At 35.0% G+C, this 15,462-nt stretch carries 12 protein-coding genes; 8 read left to right on the plus strand and 4 right to left on the minus strand.

The window, feature by feature from the left end; translation table 11 throughout:
• Positions 1-23 precede the first annotated feature (23 nt).
• Both MKX53_RS08070 and MKX53_RS08075 read left to right on the plus strand, forming a co-directional pair.
• Positions 24-503 carry a PaaI family thioesterase gene (locus MKX53_RS08070; protein WP_340910490.1) on the plus strand — a complete coding sequence of 160 codons (480 nt, stop codon included), beginning with the start codon at positions 24-26 and terminating at the stop codon, positions 501-503.
• Between the two features lie 273 nt (positions 504-776).
• Complete coding sequence (locus MKX53_RS08075; RefSeq protein ID WP_340762185.1) at positions 777-1,445, plus strand: phospholipid phosphatase; 669 nt, start codon at positions 777-779, stop codon at positions 1,443-1,445.
• 44 nt (positions 1,446-1,489) lie between these two features.
• On the opposite strand, the gene MKX53_RS08080 is transcribed toward MKX53_RS08075, so the two are convergent.
• Positions 1,490-2,770, minus strand: a complete 1,281-nt coding sequence (locus MKX53_RS08080) for an MFS transporter (protein ID WP_340764437.1) — start codon at positions 2,768-2,770, stop codon at positions 1,490-1,492.
• 147 nt (positions 2,771-2,917) lie between these two features.
• Between MKX53_RS08080 and MKX53_RS08085 the strand changes: the two genes are divergently transcribed.
• Positions 2,918-4,465 carry a Ppx/GppA family phosphatase gene (locus tag MKX53_RS08085; protein ID WP_340910493.1) on the plus strand — a complete coding sequence of 516 codons (1,548 nt, stop codon included), beginning with the start codon at positions 2,918-2,920 and terminating at the stop codon, positions 4,463-4,465.
• Positions 4,465-6,567 carry an RNA degradosome polyphosphate kinase gene (locus MKX53_RS08090; protein WP_340913294.1) on the plus strand — a complete coding sequence of 701 codons (2,103 nt, stop codon included), beginning with the start codon at positions 4,465-4,467 and terminating at the stop codon, positions 6,565-6,567. Before MKX53_RS08085 ends, MKX53_RS08090 begins: the two co-directional genes overlap by 1 nt.
• A 36-nt stretch (positions 6,568-6,603) precedes the next feature.
• Here MKX53_RS08090 and MKX53_RS08095 read toward each other — a convergent pair whose 3' ends face one another.
• Complete coding sequence (locus MKX53_RS08095) at positions 6,604-6,873, minus strand: hypothetical protein (protein WP_340910495.1); 270 nt, start codon at positions 6,871-6,873, stop codon at positions 6,604-6,606.
• Between the two features lie 11 nt (positions 6,874-6,884).
• The gene (locus MKX53_RS08100) at positions 6,885-7,757 is read right to left on the minus strand and encodes a TetR/AcrR family transcriptional regulator (RefSeq protein WP_093534488.1); all 873 of its coding nucleotides are present in this window, start codon (positions 7,755-7,757) and stop codon (positions 6,885-6,887) included.
• A gap of 181 nt (positions 7,758-7,938) precedes the next feature.
• Between MKX53_RS08100 and MKX53_RS08105 the strand changes: the two genes are divergently transcribed.
• Entirely contained in the window at positions 7,939-9,405 is a 1,467-nt protein-coding gene (locus MKX53_RS08105) for a DHA2 family efflux MFS transporter permease subunit (protein WP_093534486.1), read from the plus strand.
• Positions 9,406-9,723: 318 nt separating this feature from the next.
• Entirely contained in the window at positions 9,724-10,602 is an 879-nt protein-coding gene (locus MKX53_RS08110; RefSeq protein ID WP_340910498.1) for an AraC family transcriptional regulator, read from the plus strand.
• A gap of 472 nt (positions 10,603-11,074) precedes the next feature.
• Here the strand turns inward: MKX53_RS08110 and pepF are convergent, their stop codons facing one another.
• Positions 11,075-12,889, minus strand: coding sequence for an oligoendopeptidase F (gene pepF / locus MKX53_RS08115; RefSeq protein WP_340910500.1), 1,815 nt, complete (start codon positions 12,887-12,889; stop codon positions 11,075-11,077).
• Positions 12,890-13,323: 434 nt separating this feature from the next.
• On the opposite strand from pepF, the gene MKX53_RS08120 reads away from it, so the two are divergent.
• Positions 13,324-14,499 (plus strand): ABC transporter substrate-binding protein, encoded by a 1,176-nt coding sequence (locus MKX53_RS08120; RefSeq protein WP_093534480.1) that lies wholly within the window; start codon positions 13,324-13,326, stop codon positions 14,497-14,499.
• Between the two features lie 86 nt (positions 14,500-14,585).
• Positions 14,586-15,461 carry a branched-chain amino acid ABC transporter permease gene (locus tag MKX53_RS08125; protein WP_093534478.1) on the plus strand — a complete coding sequence of 292 codons (876 nt, stop codon included), beginning with the start codon at positions 14,586-14,588 and terminating at the stop codon, positions 15,459-15,461.
• Position 15,462: the final 1 nt, after the last annotated feature.

A 15,462-nucleotide genomic window follows, 5' to 3' on the forward strand; every position in this document is an offset into this window, starting at 1 on the left:
GGTTTTCTAAAGGGGGAGTTATAATGGTAGAAAAAATTCGCGCTATTCAAGATGAGTACCCAGAGGATTTTGCTTGGTGTTACGGTTGTGGAAGGATGAACAAAGATGGGCATCATTTCCGTACTGCCTGGGATGGGGAACAGACAGTAACTATATATGAACCGAAGGAAGAACATATTGCTATACCTGGCTTTGTATACGGGGGACTAATAGGGGCACTGGTAGACTGTCATGGAACTGGCTCTGCTTCACTCGCATTACATCGAAAAAATGGGTTTGAACCAGGAAGTGGAGAAACGCCGCCTCGTTTCGTAACTGGCTCACTTCATGTCGATTTCCTAAAGCCAACACCTCAAAAAGTTACGCTTAAAGCAGTTGGCAAAGTAGAAGAAATTCATCCAAAGAAATTCAAGGTAATAACAGAAGTGTTTGCGGGAGAAGAACTATGCGCTCGCGGTGAAGTTCTTGCTGTAGTGATGCCTAATACTTTTGGAAAACAATAGAATAATTATAAAACCTGCAACTAAAACAATACGTTTTTAGTGCAGGTTTTTTTGACATATTGAGTAATACTATAAGAAAGCGAAACTAAAAGAGATAGGAAAAATTTATGAAATAAGACATGAAAGTAACTTTCTCTTGTTATCCTAAAAGGCTCCTAGAAAACGAAAGAATCAGGATATGACGTTAAAGGACAGGCGATTTTTGCTTGGTTTTTTAATTTTCTGATTAAAATTTTTGGAATATGGGAATGGAATAGAAAGGAGGACGATTGAATGGATACGTTTTTATATTTTCTTTATACATTTTTATATACGGCATTATTGATATGGGGATTATATGGTATAAGAAAGCAAGAGTTGGCCAAATGGAGCAGTGTTATTTATATAGTTATACTCCCACTGATTTATGATAATTTGATACTAGCAACAGGCAAGTGGATTGGCGAAGGAGAATTATTGGAAAGCTTAAACTTCTCTCGTTTTTGCTTGCACGCTTTAATAACCCCACTACTTGTAATGTATTCAATAGGAACACTACGAGAAAGTGGAATTGAATGGGCAAAGAAAAAATGGTTAGTTATAGTAGGTATTATTTATACGATTGGTTTAATGGTTTTTGAATTTTCAGTAGAGGTTGTTGGATTGGAAATTGAAGTGGTGAAGGAATATGGTGTCGTCAGCTATTCGAATGTGGAGGAAGCGACAGGCCCGCCAATTATGGTGTTATTTGTAACACTTATTCTTATTGTAGCGAGTGCAATCGTATGGAAAAAAACAAAATGGCCGATTTTCTTTATAGGTGCCATAGTTATGACTATTGGAAGTGCCGTACCTCTTAATATAGAAAGTGGAGCAGTGACGAATGCATTTGAGTTGTTTTTAATCTTTACATTAATATGGACTAAACGACGTTTGATAACAGGACAGCTTCATGTTAAATAGCATCAGGATAAAAGGCATACTAGATTCTAGTATGCCTTAACAGCCTAACTGTTTACGATTTGATCCACAGGAGGTGCAGTTTTTGGTTCTGGAACTTTTGTTAGAATGATAAAGCCAATAATGAATAGTATTATCAGACTAAATACTCCGTAGGAAGAGTTTCCTGTTACTTGTGCAGTAATAGCTACTAATAGCGGTCCCATAATAGATGCAAATTTACCAAAGATATTATAAAATCCGAAAAACTCATTGGAATTTTCTTTTGGAACTATTTTAGCGAAATAGGATCTACTAAGGGCTTGAATACCGCCTTGAGAAGTGGCGACAAGCATTGCTAAGATCCAGAAGTCAACTATAGTATCTAAGAAAAATGCATAACTACATACAATAATATAAACAATGATCCCCACATATAGCATTTTCTTTTCCGTAAATTTAGAAGCTAATTTCCCATATAAAAGTGCAAAAGGTCCAGCGACAACTTGGGTGGCAAATAGGACTATAAGTAAACTTGTTGCACTCAATCCTAAATCAGATCCATAAGCTGTAGACATGGAAATAATCGTACCAACTCCATCAATATAAAAAAAGTATGCTAGTAAAAACAAAAATACAGTGCGATATTGTCTAATTTCTTTGAAGGTGTTTCCTAATCGTTTAAAACTTTCAACGATTAAATTTCCTTCTTTCTCCACAAAATGAATTTGCTTCACATTTTTGAACATTGGGATAGAAAATATAACCCACCAGACCGCTGTTATTACAAATGCAATTCGACTAGCATTTGTCGACGAAATAGGGATAATTTCTCTCTGAGCCAATAAAATAATGACAATACTAAGTAAAAATGGGATAGTGGACCCAATATAACCAAGGCTATATCCACGTGAAGAGACTTTATGCATCCGTTCATTGGTTGTGACGTCAACAATAAAGCCGTCATAGAAGACGTTTGCTCCAGTTGCACCGAGTGCGGCAAGGGTATAAAAGATTAATAATAATAGCCAGTTATCAAAAGGCACAAATGCTAACATCGTAGTAAATGTAACTCCTAATACAAAGAAAAAAGTGAAAAATTTCTTTTTCATCCCACGATAATCTGCGATTGTTCCTAGAATTGGTCCTATCAAGGCAAGTATAAAAGTAAAAATAGCAATTGTATATCCGAGATATGCTGTGGAATCTGCTGCATCAACCCCCCCAGCTGTTGCGGATGCTTTGTAAAAGATAGGGAAAACAGCTGTAGTAATAGTGATTGAATAGGCAGAAGAGCCCCAATCATAAAGAGACCAGCTATTCTCTTCTTTTGTGAATTTTTTCAATATATTCATCCCTCCAAGCCTTGTTATAAATTATTGTACATCAAATAAATAAAGGGGAGTATAAATAATTCAGAAAAATAACTTAAATTTACATTATTAATATTGAAGAGGAGAAATAAGGAATAAACTTTATATAAAGGAGTAGATTTTATGAAACCTATTAGTGAACAAAAAGCAATAATAGATATCGGTTCCAATTCTATACGTCTAGTAGTTTTTAGTTATAGCAGTAAAGAGGGGTTAGTAGAACATTATAATTATAAAACGGTAGCACGCTTAAGTATGCATATTGATACATTTGGAAATTTAAGTGAAGAAGGTATTCACCTTTTAATAGAAACATTATTTAATTTCAAAAAAATTTTAGATGATTTATCAGTAACCGATGTATTTGCTGCTGCTACTGCGGCTGTTAGGCAAGCGGAAAATCGTGAAACTATCATAACCAAGGTTAAACAACAAACAGACATAAAAGTAACTATAATATCTGCTAAAGAAGAAGCATATTATGGTTATTTAGCAGTAATACATTCTACTAGTATCCCCACAGCTGTAACGATCGATATGGGTGGAGGAAGTACGGAAGTTACATACTTTGAAAACAAAGAAATGAAGTTTTCGCATAGTTTCCCATTTGGAGCAGTTTCATTAAAAAAGAGATTTATAACGAACGGTTTTATGACAACAGAGGAAAAAATATCCCTAATAGAATTTGTTAGAGAACAATTTCAATCGCTTGAATGGTTACATAATTTGCAAGTGCCCATCATTGCTATTGGGGGCAGCGCACGTAATATAGCACAAGTAGATCAGGAAAGAAAAAAAAATTCGTTGCATGGAACTCACCAATACGAGTTAAGCACAGTGGATTTGCAGGAAATAAGTTATAAATTCACCCAATCATCTTTAGAGGGGTTAAAGAAAATAGATGGCTTATCCAGTGATCGAGCGGATATTATTGTACCTGCTTTAGAAACTTTTCGCGTATTTATGGAAGTGGTACAAAGTATGGTCTTTATATATAGCAAAAAAGGACTGAGGGAAGGGGTAATTTACGCTCAGCTTATAAAATATTTTCCAGGTGATTTTAACGTTAATAGTGTAACAAAAAATGCTGTTCGGCATGTGTTAGGGAAATTTCATGTTGATGAACATATATCACTTCATCTATATGAAATATTTTCTTCGATATATAACAAATTTGGACAATGGGGTTATATTACCCCAATGCAAAATGATGCGTTACTTCAATATGCCTACCAACTATTTCATATTGGAAAGCAAATTGATCAGGAGGCATCTAGTCAGCATACTTTTTATCTGTTAACTAATTTAACAATAGATGGGATTTCAAACAAGGATCGCTTGAAATTAGCCTTACTTGCATCGTACAAAAATAAAGATACCTTTAAACAATATATAGACCTCTATCCACATACTATTAATAGTACGGAAAGTAAGCAACTTCGGGATATTGGTGCATTAATCCGTTTTACGAAAGGGATGGACGTCCTTGGAAGATCTCATATTAAGAATGTTTCCATTAAAAGATCCATGGATAAAATTGAATTTATATTTTTAGTTGTTGGAAATAATATTTTAGAACAATACCAAGCTGAAAAACTGAAAAAACATTTAGAGAAAATAGTTCATGTAGAAGTGGAGTTGAAGTTTTTAGACATGGAGGAAATTGAGTGATGACTAATAAGACTGTAGAAAAACATCCTTTTAATGACTATGCCTATTATAATAACAGAGAAATCAGCTGGCTAGCTTTTAACGAGCGAGTTCTCGAAGAAGCGGAAGATGAGTCGAATCCTCTTTTAGAGCGGATGAAGTTTTTGGCTATATTTAGTTCCAATTTAGATGAGTTTTTTATGGTTCGTGTAGCAGGATTACAAGATCAGGTTCGTGCAGGATTCAATAAACCTGAAAACAAAGCAGGGTTGACACCAAAAGAACAGTTAAATCGTATTGCATCTATTACAAAACAATTAGTCTCTAGGCAAATGAAAATTTATAAAGAACTAATTGAAAAACAACTCCCAAAGAAAGGGATTTCTTTAGTTAAATATAGTGAACTAACTACCGCTCAAAAGAAGGAACTGCAGAAATTATTTGAAGAAGAAATTTTTCCTGTTTTAACACCGATCGCGGTAGATGCATACCGTCCATTTCCTATATTGTTGAGTAAAACAATGAATATTTTAGTCATGATTGAAGACAATCAATATGATTTAGTGGAACAAAATAAGATTGCCATTGTACAAGTGCCGTCTGTTCTAAAGCGTTTTATCCAAGTTTCTACAGTTGATGGTTCATTTGTAGCTGTCCTGCTTGAAGATGTCATTATTGAACATATTTCCAAGCTTTTTCATGGGTACCATGTGAAGCATGCGAACCCTTTCAGAATAACACGTAATGCAGATTTAACTCTCCATGAAGAGGGGGCGCGAGATTTATTAATTGAGATAGAAAAAGAATTGAAAAAACGAAAGTGGGGCGCAGTTAGTCGATTAGAAGTAAAAGTAAGTGAAATAAAGCCTAAGTTATTAAATTACTTGCTGGACGAGCTAGAAATTCAACCAGAGGATGTCTATAAAGTAGATGGCCCATTAGATGTAACTTTTTTGTTTTCCTTCATTAAAATTTTTAAAGGGAAGCATATGCACTTATTCTATGAACCTTTTATACCACAACCACCACTAGACATAGCTAGTGATGAAGATGTTTTTGCAAAGGTTCAAAAACAAGATTTATTTTTTCATCATCCCTATGAATCTTTTCAGCCAATCATAGATTTCATCGAAAAGGCAGCTGACGATCCCTCCGTATTGGCTATCAAGCAAACTTTGTACCGTGTTAGTGGGAATTCTCCTGTAATTCTTGCTTTAAAGCGTGCTGCAGAAAATGGTAAACAGGTGACTGTGTTAGTAGAGTTAAAAGCTCGTTTTGATGAAGAAAATAATGTGCAGTGGGCAAAGGAGCTAGAAAAAGCAGGGTGTCTCGTAATTTACGGCATGCATAATTTAAAAACGCATTCCAAAATAACATTAGTTGTTCGAAGAAGGAACAATAGAATTGAGCAATATGTCCATCTCGGTACAGGAAATTATAATGATCAAACTGCAAGAACATATACTGATATGGGAATTATTACGGCAAACAAAAAAATTGGTTCAGATGCCACCCAATTTTTTAATTTCCTCAGTGGATATACCGACAAACCTAACTATGATAAATTAGTCGTTTCACCATTTGATATTCGAGACAAATTCATTAGTTTAATAGATGAGGAGATAGAGTACCATAAGGCTTTTCATAATGGACATATAAAACTAAAGATGAATTCCCTTACTGATAAAGATTTAATATTAAAGTTATACGAAGCCTCTTCTGTTGGAGTGAAAATTGATTTAATAGTTAGGGGAACTTGTTGTTTGTTACCTAAAGTTCCAGGAGTTAGTGAGAATATAAATGTGACGAGTATAGTTGGAAGATTTTTAGAACATTCTAGAATTTACTGGTTTTATCGTAATGGAGCATCGCGATTATATCTATCCTCAGCGGATATGATGACTAGAAATATGGTAAAGCGCGTAGAGATATTATTTCCAGTATTATCTCCTTCTATTAAAAAGAGAGTAATGGAAATTTTAGATTTAGAATTACGAGACAACGTTAAAGCGCGAGTCCAAGATCAAAATGGAAAATATCACTATAAAGACAAAACGGAATGCGAAGTAGATAGTCAGCAGATCTTATTAGAAAAATCACGAAAGTATATACCAGAGGAATAGATAAAGGAGCTGAACCCATTGGTTCAGCTCCTTAAGTTACTTTTTATCCTCTTCTGAAACTACATAAGCAAGATCGTCATTTCCGAATAATTGAAGTACATACAAAACAGTATCTGTATCAATAATGGTTGAATTTTTCTCTGTAGTTTCCATTAGTTCTAGAATAACATTGTTGGAAGCTTGGTTGGGATATGCTCTATTATAAAGCTCTAAAGGATTAATATCATGATTTATACACCATTGGACATAAATTTGGATCATTATATTTTCATCTGCTTCATACTGTTCGATTACTTTGTTTTTCATGTCAAACCTCCTTATGAAAGAGAGTCAATTACCTGCCAAATATTCGAGGCTATTTCTTTTATTTCAAGTGACTGCGCAGTATTGTTCATCGTATTTGAAAAGCTATTTACTACTGTTTCCAAAAGAAACTTCCTAGTGTTATTACTTTTTAGTTCATCGATGATGAAGTTCATCAATTCAATTTCCTGTAGCTTCAATTTTTTCTCATTTGTTTCTTTAAATGTCTGGATTAATTGAATCACATGTTCTTTAGTAATCCGAACTTCATCATAAAAATGATTAAAAACAAACGTGTCAATAATAACTTCATCGGACTCCACTAAATCTCCCATTAGTGAATCCATACGGTTCATCACATAGTTAACTAGTTCGACAGTAGAAACTTCTTTAGATTTAACTGTCCAAGGATGCTGCATCTGTTGAATCATTCCTAATAACAAGATAGCGCTATCTACTGAGCATTTTCGTGATTTTGCCCCGTACACATCTACTATCCTTTTGGCTAACCATTTTACTTCTTCGTAATGATTTTTTTTGATAATATCCCTTAGCTCGGAATCTTGTGAGTGGAAGATAACTAAAAAAATGGGTACTAAGTTTCGTTCTTTGTATACATCCATGCGGACTATTAATTGCTGTATTAATATGTCTTTGTTAGTGATATCTTGATGTATCAATAATTCCCTACGCTTCAGATCCGTTTCTTCCTTAGCGTTGTCAATTATAGAAATGATACATTCGTTCTTTGACGAAAAATAGTTATAAAATGTACCTTTTGATATTTTACTTTCATTTATTATATCTTGGACAGAAGTGGCGGCGAAGCCATTTTTTATAAATAATTTTTGAGCAGTCAATAATACTTGATGCTTTCTATTTTTCATATTTACACACCTTTTATACTACAAGTCTAGTATCATAATACAAAACAAACACTATTAAATCAACAAATTAAAGATGTAAGCGTTTTTTGCGATTGCATTTTTTGGACTAAGGGTATAAAATGTTCAAAGTAGTATACAACTAGTGGAAAATACGCACAAAATTTTAGGAGGATAAATAAGAATGAACGAAACGCAACAAAAACCCCCATATGCCATGATTGCAATCCTATTTGTAGGAGCATTCATAGCTTTTTTAAATAATACGTTATTAAACGTAGCTTTACCTACTATTATGGTTGAATTTGATGTTAAAGCATCAGTTGTTCAATGGCTTACTACAGGGTACATGCTTATCAATGGTATTTTAATACCTGCTAGTGCGTATTTTGTAACTAAGTTCTCGAACAGAAAGTTATTTATTACCGCAATGACCTTATTTTCATTGGGTACATTTTTGGCGGCTATTGCACCAGAGTTTTGGGTCCTTATATTAGCTCGTATGATTCAAGCGGCAGGATCAGCAGTAATGATGCCTTTGTTAATGAATGTTATGTTGACTGCATTCCCTATTGAACGAAGAGGGACAGCAATGGGATTATTTGGTCTAGTAATGATTATGGCTCCAGCAATTGGACCAACATTATCAGGTTTCATCATTGAACATTACACTTGGAGAGTATTGTTCGAGTTAATCTTACCATTGGCTGTTATCGTATTGATATTTGCGATTTTCAAGTTAAAAAATATTACTCCGAACAAAGATATGAAACTAGATATTTTATCACTAGGTTTATCTTCAATCGGTTTTGGCGGTCTATTATATGGATTTAGTTCTGCAGGAGATAAAGGATGGGATGCACCGATTGTATATAGTACAATCGCAATCGGAGTAATTGCTCTTGTAATTTTTGTCCTAAGACAATTAAAACTAGATGAACCATTATTAAATTTACGTATTTATAAATATCCAATGTTTGCATTATCGTCAGTCATTTCAGTAGTTGTTTCAGCTGCAATGTTCTCAGGTATGATATTAACGCCTTTGTATGTACAAACAATTCGCGGTATTTCACCACTAGATTCTGGTTTGTTAATGCTTCCAGGAGCATTGGCAATGGGGTTAATGTCACCAGTAACAGGAAAGTTGTTTGATAAATACGGTGCTCGTTCGTTAGCGGTCATCGGTTTAATAATTACAACGATTGCAACATATATGATGAGTAATTTAGCAGCAGATTCGGATTATTATTACATCATGGCAGTTTATACAATCCGTATGTTAGGTATGTCCATGGTAATGATGCCTATTATGACAAATGGTCTAAATCAATTACCGATGAAGATGAATCCTCATGGAACTGCAGTCAACAACACGTTACAGCAAGTTTCAGGAGCTATAGGTTCTGCAATATTCATCACGATTATGAATGCTAGAATGGAATCAAAAGGTGCAAGTTTATTCGAAGAAGCAGCGAAAGCTGGAAATGTGCCGACTGCTACAGATGCTTTGGCGCAGTTTAAAATGCAACTTGGTGCTCAAGCAATGTTAGAAGGGATCAATTTCACTTTCTTCATCGCTACTCTTGTAACAGTTGTAGCATTAGTGTTATCACTATTTGTCAAACGAGTAGATATATCTAAAAAATAAACAAATGAAGCATAAATTTTAAATGAGGAGGGGACAAAACTCTTCTCAAAAAAAGAAAGTCCTGAGAATTTTACGATTAGTAAAGTTTTCAGGGCTTTCTATTTAAATTTAGCTATAGTTGTTGTTTTCGATATGGCCGACGCTGTCCGGCCGATCATCCACGTATAATGCTTAAAATTATCTTATGTGACACGCAATCCGAATTCTTTGGTCGCAAAATAGAAGACCAATGTTTATTTTATTATTTTATGATAATATAGCAATATTTATCAAATATTCTTTCTTTTTATTCGTTATGATTATCTTGAGGTGAGTGAGTTGTATTACAGTGAAATAACGCGAAAGACAGTCTCTTATATAGAGAGTAATTTGACGGAAAATATTAATCTAGATAGTTTCACATCCGTTATTGGATATTCGAAATTTCATTTATCCAGGTTATTTAAAAAAGATACAGGGAAGTCAATTGTGGAATATATACGTCTACGCCGATTAGCATTGGCTGCGACACTTCTGTTAGAAACGGAAGAATCAATTTTAACAATTGGTTTTTTATTTCATTTTCAATCTCAAGAGGCTTTTTCAAGAGCGTTTAAAGAAGTGTACAGCTTGCCTCCAGGAAAGTATCGCCAGTTGATGAGAGCTGTACGAATAATAAAGGAGGAGAATGATTTGAACAATCAGGAACAGATTAATGGGTGGAACTTAAGTGGTTCTTATACAGAGCTATATGAATTAACGGTAGATGATAAGGTTTTTCACACAGGGACAAAGTCGGGTTTGCTTTTTGCTAAAGGTGAGGCAAATGAACAACAATTTGGGACAATGATGCAAGGGTTTCAGGCAGAAAATTACAAGAATAAAAGAATAAAAATGTCATGCTTCTTAAAGACTGAACAAGTGACCAAATGTGGTGCTTGGCTTCGTGTTGATAATGTTTCTGGTGATACACTTCAATTTGACAATATGGATAGTCGCTCTATTCATGGGACTACAGACTGGAATCACTATTCTATTGTTTTAGATGTTCCAGAAGAAAGTGCTTCCATTCACTTTGGCGTTTTACTTGTTGGTAAAGGAAAAGTGTGGGCAGATGGTTTTCGTTTTGAAGAAGTCAATGAGAAAGTAGATTCGACAAATATGCTTTTCCAAGATAACTTACCGAAACAACCAATTAATCTAGATTTTAGTGAGTAATCACTGCCTATTTTTCTACTTCATCTATAACGTACTAGGAATAAAACAGAAAAAAGAGCTTGTATAGCACAAGCTCTCAGTTTGACGACAAAGGTATATTTATAAACGGTTATGAATAGTAATAAATGTCCCTAATGATGTTTATTCATCTTATTAAAAGTAAGATATTAATTACTCTATTGGAACTGTTTATAAGGCAAGGTTCACCACGAAGACTCCTGTGGGAATAGCTTGAGCTGAAGACCCCGCAGGAAAGACATTGGTCGAACTTTGTTTGACCAATGTCTTTGCGACGAGTAACCCCAGGAGCATATGTTTTCGTAGTGACGAGGAGGCTGAAGCCAAGCCCACGGAAAGCGAAGTGGTGGGCCTTGCCGAGTTTAACATTCAACTCTATACACCTAAGATTGAGTTTGTCTACAGTCTGAGAGCTTTTATTGCACAAGCTCTTTTTTACAATTCAAGTAATATTTTAGTTGTTTTGATTAATTTCCTCTGTTAATGATTCCAATTCGTCAATCAAGGAACCTATATAAGCGATCGTATCTTTTAACGGCTTATCCGTCGTAATATCCACACCCGCCATTTGCGCTAGCTCTACAGGTGATTTAGTGCCTCCAGCCTTCAATACTTCCGTCCATTCGTCTACAGCAGTTTGTCCTTCTTCTAATATTCGTTTGGATACTTGTGTGGAGATAGTTAACCCGGCGCTATATGTGTACGGATACAATCCCATATAGTAATGAGGTTGGCGCATCCACGTAAGCTCAGCACCATCTGTAATTTCTACTGCATCACCCCAGAATTCTTCTAAAACGCTACGTTTATAATCATTAAGAATTTGTGCATTTACATTTAAACCTTGATCGATTCGGTCATACACTTTACGTTGATATGCAGCCTCCAATAAATGAGTTACAAAATTATGATAGTACGTACGAGCTACTATAGAAGAAATTACCCAACGTTTAAATTTAGGGTCATCCGAATTTTTTAGTAAATGGTTGGCCACTAGCATTTCATTCATCGTGGAAGGAGCTTCAATGAAATATAGTGATGGGCGAGCGTTAAAGATATTCTGCTCTTTGTTTGCATAATAGAAATGCCCAGCATGACCTAATTCATGCGCTAGAACAAATACTTCATTCATCCGACTAGACCATGAAATTAGAATATATGGATGACTGCCGTAGGGGCTAGAGCAAAATGCACCAGTTGATTTCCCAGCATTTTGAGGGAAATCTATCCAACGTTCAACGTATGCACGATTGACCATTTCAATATATTCTTCCCCCATAACAGATAGTGCATCATCAATATAGTTTTTGGATTCCTCAACGGATATTTTGGGCTCATATGTGGGATCAAGAGATATTTTTAAATCCGCAAACGTAATTTTTTCTAGTCCATGTTCTTTTTGAAGCAATTTCGCATATTTTCTCATATGAGGTGCGAGTTCCTTCGTGATTAAATCAATTTGTCTATTATATAAAGAGCGGTCAACATCCTGGTTAAATAACAAGTAATCATAAACAGAATCATAGCCTCGTAGATCTGATGTTGTTTTCTCCATTTGCAAATGCATATCATACGTTTTAGCGGTAGTATGTTGGTATTCTCTTAATTTTTTAGAAAAAGATTCGAATGCCGCTCGTCTTTTTTCTGTGTCAGCTTCTCCTTCCCAGTCATTCTCAAATGACACATAGCTAAGGGGATACTCTTGACCATTCACCTCAAAATTATCAAACGCAATATCAAGCATTTTGGTAGTATCGTATAACTTATAAGGTGCTCCAAATGAAGCGGAGAAAGCAGCAAGTGTTTTTTCAACCTCAGGATGAAGTTGATATTTTTTCTTTGCTAGTAACTTATCTAAATAAAGTTGGTGAGCTGGAGATTTTGATATAGCTTCTTTAATGATTGCTTCCGGTAATTCTACTAGTTCACTATTTAAGAAAGATAATTGACTGCTTACCTTTGCGGAAAGTGAACCGAATTTACTTGCTCTCATTTGTGCGTCGGTATTTGTTTGATCTGTACTTAACGAAAGACTAGCAAATGCTCCCGCAGGTACTATTTTCTCATATAGTTTCGTATATTCTATAAGTGCACCCACAACATCTGTAGCATTTTGGATGTTCCCGTGGTAACGATTATTGAACTCCAATGCATTTTGTTCTATCTCTTTTAATGCTCCTGAAAAGTCATTTTCGGTCTGAAATAAATCATTTAAATTCCAAGTTTCTTCTGTCTTTACTTCGTCTCGCTTGGGCATATGGTTTACCATTTTATCTCTCCTCATTATTACGGATTTCGAACTATTAATAGTATATATATAATTAATTGAAAAGTAAAAACATATATTTTATTCAATTTATACCATAAAATGTATGTAATATTAGTATAAATAATAAAATATATCGCTTAATCTATCCTTGAAAAAATATTTTTAAGGAAAATATTAGAATGATAGAACAAGGAAATTGACCTATAACTCGTTATTTTATAAGGACTTAACGACTGCTTAAAATAATTATACTAATCTAATATTGTTAATTTTCTAAAAATGAAGAAAAATTAGTATAGACTGAATTTAAAGTTTGTTTTACAATAGGGTTGTTCTTACAAAATGATAATGTTTGAGTTTATGCTTGCTAAAAAGAGAGAGCGAGTAGTATGACTTATAAATTCAGAATTATCAAACAAAATGGGGGTAGTTATATGAAGAAATCGAAATTTGCATCACTTTTCCTTTCATCTACTTTATTGATCGGAATATTAGCTGGGTGCGGAGCAGAAGAAGGAAATAGTTCAGAGGGTGGGGACACTATTAAAATAGGTGCAAATCTTGAGCTTTCTGGAGCTGTGGCCTCTTATGGAACATCCGAAGCAGATGCTATCGATTTGGCTGTTGAAGAGATCAATGCTGCTGGCGGTATAGATGGGAAACAAATCGAACTTATTAAAGTAGACAATAAATCAGATGCAGCTGAAGCAACAAACGCAGCCATCAAATTAACAAGTCAAGACAAAGTAACAGCTATTATTGGAGCTGCAACTAGTGGTAACTCCGTTGCTCAGGTTCAAATAGCAACAGACACAAAAACACCAATGATTTCTCCTTCAGGAACAAGTACTACAGTAACAGTAGGAGATGATGGAAAGGTAAATCCATTCACATTCCGTACAGCGTTTATCGATCCTTTCCAAGGAACGGTAGCTGCAAACTTCGCTGCTAATGAGTTAAAAGTTAAAACAGCAGCAGTGTATGCAGACAACGCAAGTGATTATGCAAAAGGTCTTGCAGCAGCATTCATTAAAGATTTTGAAGCAGCTGGAGGGAAAATTGTTGCAGAAGAATCATATGTGGCGAAAGATACTGATTTCCGTTCAAATTTAACTCGTATTAAATCTTCTAATCCTGAATTTGTATTTATTCCTGGATATTATGAAGAAGTTGGTTTAATTGTTAAGCAAGCACGTGAATTAGGAATCACAGTTCCATTAATGGGAGCAGATGGTTGGGATTCTCCAACACTTGTTGACTTAGCTGGAGCGGATGCTTTAAATAATTCATACATTATTACTGCTTATTCATCTGAAGATCCAGATGGAAAAGCGAAAGAGTTCTCTGACAAATTTAAAGAAAAATATGGTAAAGATCCTAACTCATTCAATGCACTTGGGTATGATACAGTTTATCTATTAAAAGATGCAATTGAGCGTGCTGGTTCAACAGATGGAACTAAAATTAAAGAAGCAATTGAAGCTACAGATCAATTGGAACTTGTAACAGGATTATACTCTGTTGATGAAAATCACCATCCGATCAAATCGGCTACGATTATTGAATTCGTAGATGGAGCGCAAGTATTTAAAACGAAAGTTAATCCTTAAGATTCTTATGATTAATAGGGGGGATTGATATCCCTCCTTTTCTATTTCTAAAATTATTGAAATCTTAAGTTATAGGAGTGAAAATTATGGAATGGGTTCAACAATTGATAAACGGTATTTCACTCGGGAGTATATACGCTTTAATCGCCCTCGGTTACACGATGGTTTATGGAATTATTAAACTGATCAACTTTGCACATGGGGATGTGTTCATGGTCGGTTCGTTTATTGGATTCTATTCTATTACAGTGTTTAATTTAGGCTTCTTTCCAGCGCTTATTATTTCGATGGCAGCTTGTGCGTTATTCGGAGTTATTATTGAACGAATTGCTTACAAACGCTTGCGAAATGCTACAAGAATAGCAGCGCTTATTACTGCAATCGGTGTATCGCTATTAATAGAGTATGGCGTCATTTATATTAGAGGAGCTCAACCAGAAGCGTATCCAGATGTGTTTTCCAATCGTTCATTTGCATTTTTAGGTGCACAAATTAGCATTCAGTCTATTCTTATTTTATCGGTATCTGTTGTATTAATGATTCTGTTACAGTTTATTGTGCATAAAACAAAAACTGGAAAAGCGATGAGGGCCGTTTCTCATGATACGGAAGCAGCTAAACTGATGGGAATAAATGTTGACAATACAATATCTGCAACTTTCGCAATTGGCTCAGCTTTAGCAGGAGCAGCTGGTGTTATATTCGGTGTGTATTATACAAAGATCGATCCGTTAATGGGGGTAATACCAGGGGTGAAGGCATTTGTTGCAGCCGTTCTTGGTGGAATTGGCATAATCCCTGGAGCAATGGTAGGTGGATTAGTACTTGGAGTGGTGGAAACGGTTGTTAGTGCTTTAGGGTTCTCTTTATGGAGAGATGCTGCCGCATTCGTCATTTTAATATTAATTCTAATCTTTAGACCATCTGGCATCTTTGGAAAAAATACACGAGAGAAAGTGTAGG

Origin of the sequence: Psychrobacillus sp. FSL K6-4615 (assembly GCF_038008225.1) — a bacterium.
Taxonomy (GTDB): domain Bacteria; phylum Bacillota; class Bacilli; order Bacillales_A; family Planococcaceae; genus Psychrobacillus; species Psychrobacillus psychrotolerans.

Coding starts and splice junctions, on each gene's coding strand:
- MKX53_RS08100 (WP_093534488.1), bottom strand. CDS start 7,757: ATGAAAAATAGAAAGCATCAAGTATTATTGACTGCTCAAAAATTATTT.
- MKX53_RS08070 (WP_340910490.1), top strand. CDS start 24: ATGGTAGAAAAAATTCGCGCTATTCAAGATGAGTACCCAGAGGATTTT.
- MKX53_RS08125 (WP_093534478.1), top strand. CDS start 14,586: ATGGAATGGGTTCAACAATTGATAAACGGTATTTCACTCGGGAGTATA.
- MKX53_RS08085 (WP_340910493.1), top strand. CDS start 2,918: ATGAAACCTATTAGTGAACAAAAAGCAATAATAGATATCGGTTCCAAT.
- MKX53_RS08090 (WP_340913294.1), top strand. CDS start 4,465: ATGACTAATAAGACTGTAGAAAAACATCCTTTTAATGACTATGCCTAT.
- MKX53_RS08095 (WP_340910495.1), bottom strand. CDS start 6,873: ATGAAAAACAAAGTAATCGAACAGTATGAAGCAGATGAAAATATAATG.
- MKX53_RS08075 (WP_340762185.1), top strand. CDS start 777: ATGGATACGTTTTTATATTTTCTTTATACATTTTTATATACGGCATTA.
- pepF (WP_340910500.1), bottom strand. CDS start 12,889: ATGGTAAACCATATGCCCAAGCGAGACGAAGTAAAGACAGAAGAAACT.
- MKX53_RS08105 (WP_093534486.1), top strand. CDS start 7,939: ATGAACGAAACGCAACAAAAACCCCCATATGCCATGATTGCAATCCTA.
- MKX53_RS08120 (WP_093534480.1), top strand. CDS start 13,324: ATGAAGAAATCGAAATTTGCATCACTTTTCCTTTCATCTACTTTATTG.